We start from the raw sequence: 8,600 nt of genomic DNA on the forward strand, positions 1-8,600 counted from the left end.
CCTAATCGTCGTTTGTTGGCAAGTCTCGGGCCGGCTACAACTACAGATCTGAATAGCCGTGTCAGCGGCTGCGATTTTTTTGCTTTCCATCTGTAAGGAGTGACCCATGGTTGCCGCATTGCTTGATCGTCTTGGTGTGAACCCGGCCCTGTATCAATCGGGCAAGCAGCCCGTGCATTCGCCTATCGACGGCAGCCGCATCGCCTCGGTGAACTGGCAGGGCGCAGCCGAGGTGGAACAGCAGGTCAGTCGCGCGGAGCATGCATTCGAGTTGTGGCGCAAGGTGCCGGCGCCGCGTCGCGGCGAGCTGGTGCGCCAGTTCGGCGAAGTGCTGCGCGAGTACAAGGCCGACCTCGGCGAGCTGGTGTCCTGGGAAGCCGGCAAGATCACCCAGGAAGGCCTGGGCGAAGTACAGGAGATGATCGATATCTGCGATTTCGCGGTCGGCCTGTCGCGCCAGCTGTACGGCCTGACCATCGCCTCCGAGCGCCCAGGCCACCACATGCGCGAGACCTGGCACCCGCTGGGCATTGTCGGGGTGATCAGTGCGTTCAACTTCCCGGTCGCGGTCTGGGCCTGGAACACCACCCTGGCGCTGGTCTGCGGCAACCCGGTGATCTGGAAACCCTCGGAAAAGACCCCGCTGACCGCCCTGGCCTGCCAGGCGCTGTTCGAGCGCGTGCTGAAGAACTTCAGCGATGCCCCCGAATACCTGAGCCAGGTGATCATCGGCGGGCGCGACGCCGGCGAAGCGCTAGTGGACGACCCGCGCGTAGCCCTGATCAGCGCCACCGGCAGTACCCGCATGGGCCGCGAAGTGGCGCCGAAAGTCGCCGCGCGTTTCGCCCGCAGCATCCTCGAGCTGGGCGGCAACAACGCAATGATCCTGGGGCCGAGCGCCGACCTGGACATGGCCGTGCGCGCCATCCTGTTCAGCGCCGTCGGTACCGCTGGCCAGCGCTGCACGACGTTGCGCCGGCTGATTGCCCATGAATCGGTGAAGGAAGAAATCGTCACCCGCCTCAAGGCCGCCTATTCCAAGGTGCGCATCGGCCATCCGCTGCAAGGCAACCTGATCGGTCCGCTGATCGACAAGCACAGCTTCGACAATATGCAGGATGCGCTGGAGCAGGCCCTGAGCGAAGGCGGCCGGGTGTTCGGTGGCAAGCGCCAGCTGGAGGACCAGTTCCCCAACGCTTATTACGTGTCGCCGGCGATCGTCGAGATGCCGGAGCAGAGCGACGTGGTGTGCAGCGAGACCTTCGCGCCGATTCTCTACGTGGTGGGCTACAGCGATTTCGCCGAAGCGCTGCGCCTGAACAACGCCGTGCCGCAAGGCCTGTCGTCCTGCATCTTCACCACCGATGTGCGTGAGGCCGAGCAGTTCATGTCGGCGGTGGGCAGCGATTGCGGCATCGCCAACGTCAACATCGGCCCGAGCGGCGCGGAAATCGGCGGCGCCTTCGGTGGCGAGAAGGAAACCGGCGGCGGCCGCGAATCCGGTTCCGATGCTTGGCGCGCCTATATGCGCCGGCAGACCAACACCGTGAACTACTCGCTGGAGTTGCCATTGGCGCAGGGTATTACCTTCGATTGAGTCGGCATTGATCGCGCCCGCCTGCCGGGCGCTGTAGCCGCTGCCGAAGGAGCTTGGTTCCCGATCTCCTGTCGAGCCTGCGGCGGCCTTCAGCCCGCCGCGACCGTACCGGCCGATCGCAGCCCGCCGCGACCGTACCGGTCGATCGCAGCCTGCGGCAGCGGCTACAGGGAGGTGCTGGTTCATGGTCTGTAGTTCGTTGATTTCGGAGTCTGGCAATGCCGTTACGCGAAGAATGCCTGTGGGAACAACTGACGCCGCAAAGGCCTGACAATGCCGCGCTCAAGGGCGAGGTCACTGTGGATGTCTGCGTGATCGGCGCCGGCTTTACCGGCCTGTCGGCCGCCGTGCACCTGCTGGAGCAGGGCAAAAGGGTCTGTGTACTGGAAGCCCATCGCACCGGTCACGGAGGTTCGGGGCGCAACGTGGGGTTGGTGAACGCCGGGATGTGGATCCCGCCGGACGAGATCGAAGCCGGTTTCGGCGAGGCGGTCGGCAGCCAGCTCAACCGCATGCTGGGGGCGGCGCCGGCCCTGGTGTTCAGTCTGATCGACAAATACCACATCGATTGCCAACTGCGCCGCGAAGGCACCTTGCACATGGCGCACAACGCCCGGGGCGAGGCCGACCTGCGCAGCCGGGAAGCCCAGTGGAAGCGCCGGGGCGCGCCGGTCGAGCTGTTGACCGGGGCGGCCTGTGAAACCGCCACCGGCACCAGGAAGATCGCCGCCGCCTTGCTCGATCGCCGGGCCGGCACGGTCAATCCGATGGCCTATGTCAGTGGCCTGGCCAAGGCCGCGGTCGACCTGGGGGGCCAGTTGTTCGACCACTCGCCGGTGACCCGTCTCGAACGCCAGGGCCAGCGCTGGTCGGTGCAGACCGCACAGGGCTCGGTGCTGGCCGAGCAGGTGGTGATTGCCTCCAACGCCTACACCGAGGGCGACTGGACCGAGTTGCGGCGCAATTTTTTCCCCGGTTACTACTATCAGGTCGCCTCCAGGCCGCTGACCGAGGAAGCCGCGCAGCGGATCCTGCCGGGTGGCCAGGGTTCCTGGGATACCCGCCAGGTGCTCAGCAGCATTCGCCGGGACGCCGACGGCCGCCTGCTGCTGGGCAGCCTGGGCAATGGCAACCAGAAGCCGGCCTGGTTCCTCAAGGCCTGGGCCGACCGGGTGCAGCAGCACTATTTCCCCTACCTGAAAGCGGTTGAGTGGGAGTGCACCTGGACCGGTTGCATCGCCTTTACCCCCGATCACCTGATGCGCCTGTTCGAGCCGGCGCCCGGCCTGGTGGCCGTCACCGGCTACAACGGCCGGGGCGTGACCACTGGCACCGTGGTCGGCAAGGCGTTCGCCGATTACCTGTGTAACGGAAATCCTCAGGCCTTGCCGATTCCCTTCGCCCCCATGCAGCCCTTGGCCGGCGTGGGTTTGCGCAGTTGCCTGTACGAGGCCGGGTTCTCGCTGTATCACGCGGGCCAGTGCCTGCGCATCGTTATCTGACGGAGGAAATATGTTGCGTGGTGCGGCGCTTTTCGGCGCAGCGACTAGCCTGTAGTGGTGCGGGGCGTAGCAGTCCCGCACCAGCAGTGTGCAGTTCGGTTACGCAGGCTGTTACAGGCTGGTTGCACGTTGATTTGCGCCGCGGTTGCAATGATGGCGCAGGCGGGTTGCGCCTGATGTTTTATACGGTTTCACCTTCCGCGGTTTAGACGGTTGCACGCCCAATAAAAAAGGGCTCGAAACAGTCGAAATAACAATAAAAGAGCGACTTTTTTCAGAATAAAAAACCAATGGCACGGCCCTTGCTCTGAGCATTCGGTGAAGTCGCAGTGCCAACTAAAAAAACCTTGGAGCACCACCTCATGTCCCAGACGTTTTACAAGAAAGGCTTTCTGGCCCTCGCAGTGGCAGCTGCGTTGGGCGTTTCTGCGTTTGCTCAGGCCGACCTCAAGATCGGCGTAGCGGGTCCCATGACAGGCGCCAACGCGGCATTTGGCGAGCAGTACATGAAGGGTGCACAGGCAGCGGCTGACGAAATCAATGCCAAGGGCGGCGTCAATGGCGAGAAGATCGTCCTGGTCAAGGGCGACGACGCCTGCGAACCGAAACAGGCCGTGGCCGTAGCCAACCGCCTGGTCGACCAGGACAAGGTGATCGGCGTGGTCGGGCACTTCTGCTCCTCCAACACCATCCCCGCTTCCGAGGTGTACGACGAAGCTGGCGTGATCGCCATCACCCCGGGCTCCACCAACCCGCAGGTCACCGAGCGCGGCCTCTCCGCCATGTTCCGCATGTGCGGGCGTGACGACCAGCAGGGCATCGTCGCCGGCGACTACATCGTCGACGTGCTCAAGGGCAAGAAAGTCGTGGTGCTGCACGACAAGGACACCTACGGCCAGGGCCTGGCGGACGCCACCAAGGCACAGCTGAGCAAGCGCGGCGTGACGCCGGTGCTGTACGAAGGCCTGACCCGTGGCGAAAAAGACTTCAGCGCCGTGGTCACCAAGATCCGCGCCGCCGGGGCCGATGTCGTCTACTTCGGCGGCCTGCACCCGGAAGCCGGCCCGCTGGTCCGCCAGTTGCGCGAGCAGGGCCTGAAAGACGTCAAGTTCATGTCCGACGACGGTATCGTCACCGACGAACTGGTGACCACCGCTGGCGGCCCGCAGTACGTCGACGGTGTGTACATGACCTTCGGCGCCGACCCGCGCCTGCTGCCGGACAGCAAGACCGTGGTCGACGCGTTCCGCAAGGCCGGCACCGAGCCGGAAGGCTACACCCTGTACGCCTACGCGTCGGTCCAGGCCCTGGCTGCCGGCTTCAACGGCGCCAAATCCAACAAGGGCGAAGACGCCGCCAAGTGGCTCAAGGCCAACCCGGTGAAAACCGTGATGGGCGAGAAGACCTGGGACGCCAAGGGCGACCTGAAAGTCTCCGACTACGTGGTTTACCAGTGGGACAAGGACGGCAAATACCACCAGCTGGAAAAACAGAAGTGACATGAGCGTCCGGGCAGGCCGGCCCTTCCTCCAGGGAAGGTGTCGACCTGCTGCATGCGTGTCCGTGCAGTACCTGTCTTTTCTCGTAGAGCTGCACAACTGTCGTGTTGCGCGGGTGGTTGAACCCCAGGCCGTCGTATCCGCTGTGTGCAGTCTCTCAAGTGCGTGAGATTGCGTTATGGATGGTATTTTCCTGCAGCAACTGATCAATGGACTGACCCTCGGGTCTGTCTATGGTCTGATCGCCATCGGCTACACAATGGTCTATGGCATCATTGGCATGATCAACTTCGCCCACGGCGAGGTTTACATGATTTCCGCTTACCTCGCGGCAATCAGTCTGGCTCTGCTGGCCTACTTCGGCATCGAATCCTTCCCGCTGCTCATTCTCGGTACCCTGGTCTTCACCGTCGTCGTGACGGGGATCTATGGCTGGGTCATCGAGCGCGTCGCCTACAAGCCCCTGCGCAACTCCACCCGCCTGGCGCCGCTGATCAGCGCCATCGGGATCTCGCTGATCCTGCAGAACTACGCGCAGATCAGCCAGGGCGCCAAGCAACAAGGTGTACCGACGCTGCTGGCCGGCGCCTGGAAGGTCGAGATCGGCACCGGTTTCGTCCAGCTCACCTACACCAAGATCTTCATCCTGGTGGCGGCATTCGCCGGCATGGCGTTGCTCACCTACATCATCAAGTACACCAAGCTCGGCCGCATGTGCCGCGCCACCCAGCAAGACCGCAAGATGGCCTCGATCCTCGGGATCAACACCGACCGGGTGATTTCCTACGTGTTCATCATCGGCGCCGCCATGGCTGCGCTGGCGGGCGTACTGATCACCATGAACTACGGCACGTTCGACTTCTATGCCGGCTTCGTCATCGGCATCAAGGCGTTCACCGCGGCGGTACTCGGCGGCATCGGTTCGCTGCCGGGGGCGATGCTCGGCGGGATCATCCTCGGGATCTCCGAGTCGCTGTTCTCCGGTCTGATCAACTCCGACTACAAAGACGTGTTCAGTTTCTCGCTGCTGGTGCTGATTCTGATTTTCCGTCCCCAAGGCCTGCTGGGTCGCCCACTCGTGGCGAAGGTATAAGTATGTCTGCTGCCAATAAACCGATTGATATCAAAAAGAGCGTCATCGACGCCGTGCTGGCCGGGCTGATCTCGCTGATCGTGTTCGGTCCTATCGTGGGTGTGGTACTCGAGGGCTACAGCTTCAACCTGCAACCGGCCCGCGTCGGCTGGCTGGTGGCGATCGTGATGATCGGCCGTTTTGCCTTGAGCCTGTTCCTGCAGACGCCCAAGGGCCTGAAGATCCTCCAGGGCTTCGAAAGCACGGGCTCCGGTGTGCATGTGCGGGCGCCGGACTACAAGTCGCGGCTGCGCTGGATCATCCCGGCGCTGATCGTGATCGCCATCGTCTTCCCGTTCTTCGCCAACAAGTACCTGCTGACCGTGGTCATCCTCGGCCTGATCTACGTGCTGCTGGGCCTGGGGCTGAACATCGTGGTCGGCCTGGCCGGGTTGCTCGACCTGGGATACGTGGCGTTCTACGCCATCGGTGCCTACGGCCTGGCCCTGGGTTATCAGTACCTGGGCCTGGGCTTCTGGACCGTGCTGCCCCTGGCGGCCCTCGCCGCGGCGCTGGCGGGGTGCATACTCGGCTTCCCGGTGTTGCGCATGCACGGTGACTACCTGGCCATCGTGACCCTGGGCTTCGGCGAGATCATCCGCCTGATCCTCAACAACTGGCTGTCCTTCACCGGCGGCCCGAACGGCATGCCGGTGCCGTCGCCGACCATCTTCGGCCTGGAGTTCGGACGCCGGGCGAAGGATGGCGGGGTGCCGTTCCACGAGTTCTTCGGCCTGGAATACAACCCCAACCTGAAGTTCCTGTTCATCTACATCGTGCTGTTCATCGTTGTGCTGCTGGTGCTCTACATCAAGCACCGGCTGACCCGCATGCCGGTCGGCCGGGCCTGGGAAGCACTGCGCGAAGACGAGATCGCCTGCCGCGCCATGGGCCTGAACCACGTGCTGGTGAAACTCTCGGCCTTTACCATCGGTGCTTCCACCGCGGGCCTGGCCGGGGTGTTCTTCGCCAGCTACCAGGGCTTCGTGAACCCCTCGTCCTTCACCTTCTTCGAGTCGGCGCTGATCCTGGCCATCGTGGTCCTGGGCGGCATGGGTTCGACCGTGGGCGTGGTGATCGCGGCGTTCGTGCTGACCGTGGCGCCGGAGTTGCTGCGCAGCTTCTCCGAGTACCGGGTGCTGCTGTTCGGCATCCTCATGGTGTTGATGATGATCTGGCGACCCCGAGGCCTGATTCGTATCAGCCGCACCGGCGTGACCCCGCGCAAGGGTGCCCTGACCGAGAGGAGCGCATCATGAGCGATGACATCATCCTGAAAGTCGAGAACCTGATGATGCACTTCGGTGGCATCAAGGCCCTGAGCGACGTCAGCCTGGAGGTCAAACGCAACTCCATCTTCGCCCTGATCGGCCCCAACGGTGCCGGCAAGACCACGGTGTTCAACTGCCTGACCGGTTTCTACAAGGCCACGGGCGGGCACATCGCCCTGAATACCCGGGGCACGCCGACCAACGTCATCAAGCTGCTGGGCGAGCCGTTCCGCGCGACCGACTTCGTGTCGCCCAAGCGCTTTGCCAGCCGGCTGTTCTACAAGATGTTCGGTGGTACCCACCTGGTGAACCGGGCAGGCCTGGCGCGGACCTTCCAGAACATTCGCCTGTTCAGGGAAATGTCGGTGCTGGAGAACCTGCTGGTGGCCCAGCACATGTGGGTCAACCGCCACCTGGTGTCCGGCATCCTCAATACCAAGAGTTACCAGAAGGCCGAAAGCGATGCCCTGGACCACGCCTTCTACTGGCTGGAAGTGGTGGACCTGGTGGACTGCGCCAACCGCCTGGCCGGCGAGTTGTCCTACGGCCAGCAACGCCGCCTGGAAATCGCCCGCGCCATGTGCACCCGGCCGCAGATCATCTGCCTCGACGAACCGGCCGCCGGCCTCAACCCCCAGGAAACCGAAGCGCTCAGTGCGATGATCCGGCTGCTGCGCGACGAGCACGACCTGACCGTGGTGCTGATTGAACATGACATGGGCATGGTGATGAGTATTTCCGACCACATCGTGGTGCTCGACCACGGCAACGTGATCGCCGAGGGCGGGCCCGAAGCGATCCGCAACGATCCGAAAGTGATTGCCGCCTACCTGGGTGCGGACGAAGAGGAGCTGGTATGACGACTGCACCTATCCTCGAACTCAAGGACCTGGACGTGTACTACGGGCCGATCCAGGCCCTGAAGAAAGTCTCGCTGCACATCAACGAAGGTGAAACCGTAAGCCTGATCGGCTCCAACGGTGCCGGCAAGTCCACGCTGCTGATGTCGATTTTCGGCCAGCCGCGGGCCGAGTCCGGGCAGATCGTCTATCGCGGTGTGGACATCACCCACAAGTCCTCGCACTACATCGCCTCCAACGGCATCGCCCAGTCGCCGGAAGGGCGCCGGGTGTTTCCGGACATGACGGTGGAAGAGAACCTGCTGATGGGCACCATTCCCATCGGCGACAAGTACGCCACCGAAGACATGCAGCGCATGTTCGAACTGTTCCCGCGGCTCAAGGAACGTCGGACCCAGCGGGCCATGACCATGTCCGGCGGCGAGCAGCAGATGCTCGCCATCGCCCGCGCGCTGATGAGCCGTCCCAAGCTGCTGTTGCTGGACGAACCGAGCCTGGGGCTGGCGCCGATCGTGGTGAAGCAGATCTTTGCCACCCTGCGCGAGCTGGCTTCCACCGGCATGACCATCTTCCTGGTCGAGCAGAACGCCAACCACGCGCTGAAGCTGTCGGACCGGGCCTATGTGATGGTCAACGGCGAGATCCGCCTGAGCGGCACCGGCAAGGAACTGCTGGTCAACGAGGAGGTGCGCAACGCGTATCTGGGCGGTCACTAAGCCTGCGTACCGTGGATAAAAAA

General features: G+C 63.4%; 7 protein-coding genes. All 7 read left to right on the forward strand.

The window, feature by feature from the left end:
• The first annotated feature begins 106 nt into the window (after positions 1 to 106).
• Entirely contained in the window at positions 107 to 1,597 is a 1,491-nt protein-coding gene (amaB, locus tag ACTJKT_RS14715) for an L-piperidine-6-carboxylate dehydrogenase (RefSeq protein ID WP_440787585.1), read from the forward strand.
• 218 nt (positions 1,598 to 1,815) lie between these two features.
• On the forward strand, positions 1,816 to 3,099 hold the full coding sequence (gene amaA / locus ACTJKT_RS14720; protein ID WP_440787586.1) for an L-pipecolate oxidase: 1,284 nt from the start codon (positions 1,816 to 1,818) through the stop codon (positions 3,097 to 3,099).
• Between the two features lie 362 nt (positions 3,100 to 3,461).
• Positions 3,462 to 4,598 (forward strand): branched-chain amino acid ABC transporter substrate-binding protein, encoded by a 1,137-nt coding sequence (locus ACTJKT_RS14725; protein WP_009046713.1) that lies wholly within the window; start codon positions 3,462 to 3,464, stop codon positions 4,596 to 4,598.
• Positions 4,599 to 4,776: 178 nt separating this feature from the next.
• Positions 4,777 to 5,691: an ABC transporter permease subunit gene (locus ACTJKT_RS14730; protein ID WP_009046714.1), complete on the forward strand. Its 915-nt coding sequence runs from the start codon at positions 4,777 to 4,779 to the stop codon at positions 5,689 to 5,691.
• 2 nt (positions 5,692 to 5,693) lie between these two features.
• Positions 5,694 to 6,989 (forward strand): high-affinity branched-chain amino acid ABC transporter permease LivM, encoded by a 1,296-nt coding sequence (gene livM, locus ACTJKT_RS14735; protein ID WP_053259442.1) that lies wholly within the window; start codon positions 5,694 to 5,696, stop codon positions 6,987 to 6,989.
• On the forward strand, positions 6,986 to 7,861 hold the full coding sequence (locus tag ACTJKT_RS14740) for an ABC transporter ATP-binding protein (RefSeq protein WP_440787587.1): 876 nt from the start codon (positions 6,986 to 6,988) through the stop codon (positions 7,859 to 7,861). The genes livM and ACTJKT_RS14740 overlap by 4 nt, the downstream gene beginning before the upstream one ends.
• Positions 7,858 to 8,577, forward strand: a complete 720-nt coding sequence (locus ACTJKT_RS14745) for an ABC transporter ATP-binding protein (protein ID WP_106696380.1) — start codon at positions 7,858 to 7,860, stop codon at positions 8,575 to 8,577. The genes ACTJKT_RS14740 and ACTJKT_RS14745 overlap by 4 nt, the downstream gene beginning before the upstream one ends.
• Positions 8,578 to 8,600: the final 23 nt, after the last annotated feature.

This window comes from Pseudomonas sp. 22526 (assembly GCF_052044735.1).
In the GTDB taxonomy this organism is placed as follows: domain Bacteria; phylum Pseudomonadota; class Gammaproteobacteria; order Pseudomonadales; family Pseudomonadaceae; genus Aquipseudomonas; species Aquipseudomonas piscium.

Excerpts from the sequence above, each read along its gene's own strand:
- livM (WP_053259442.1), top strand. The coding sequence starts at position 5,694 with ATGTCTGCTGCCAATAAACCGATTGATATCAAAAAGAGCGTCATCGAC.
- ACTJKT_RS14725 (WP_009046713.1), top strand. The coding sequence starts at position 3,462 with ATGTCCCAGACGTTTTACAAGAAAGGCTTTCTGGCCCTCGCAGTGGCA.
- ACTJKT_RS14740 (WP_440787587.1), top strand. The coding sequence starts at position 6,986 with ATGAGCGATGACATCATCCTGAAAGTCGAGAACCTGATGATGCACTTC.
- amaB (WP_440787585.1), top strand. The coding sequence starts at position 107 with ATGGTTGCCGCATTGCTTGATCGTCTTGGTGTGAACCCGGCCCTGTAT.
- ACTJKT_RS14730 (WP_009046714.1), top strand. The coding sequence starts at position 4,777 with ATGGATGGTATTTTCCTGCAGCAACTGATCAATGGACTGACCCTCGGG.
- amaA (WP_440787586.1), top strand. The coding sequence starts at position 1,816 with ATGCCGTTACGCGAAGAATGCCTGTGGGAACAACTGACGCCGCAAAGG.
- ACTJKT_RS14745 (WP_106696380.1), top strand. The coding sequence starts at position 7,858 with ATGACGACTGCACCTATCCTCGAACTCAAGGACCTGGACGTGTACTAC.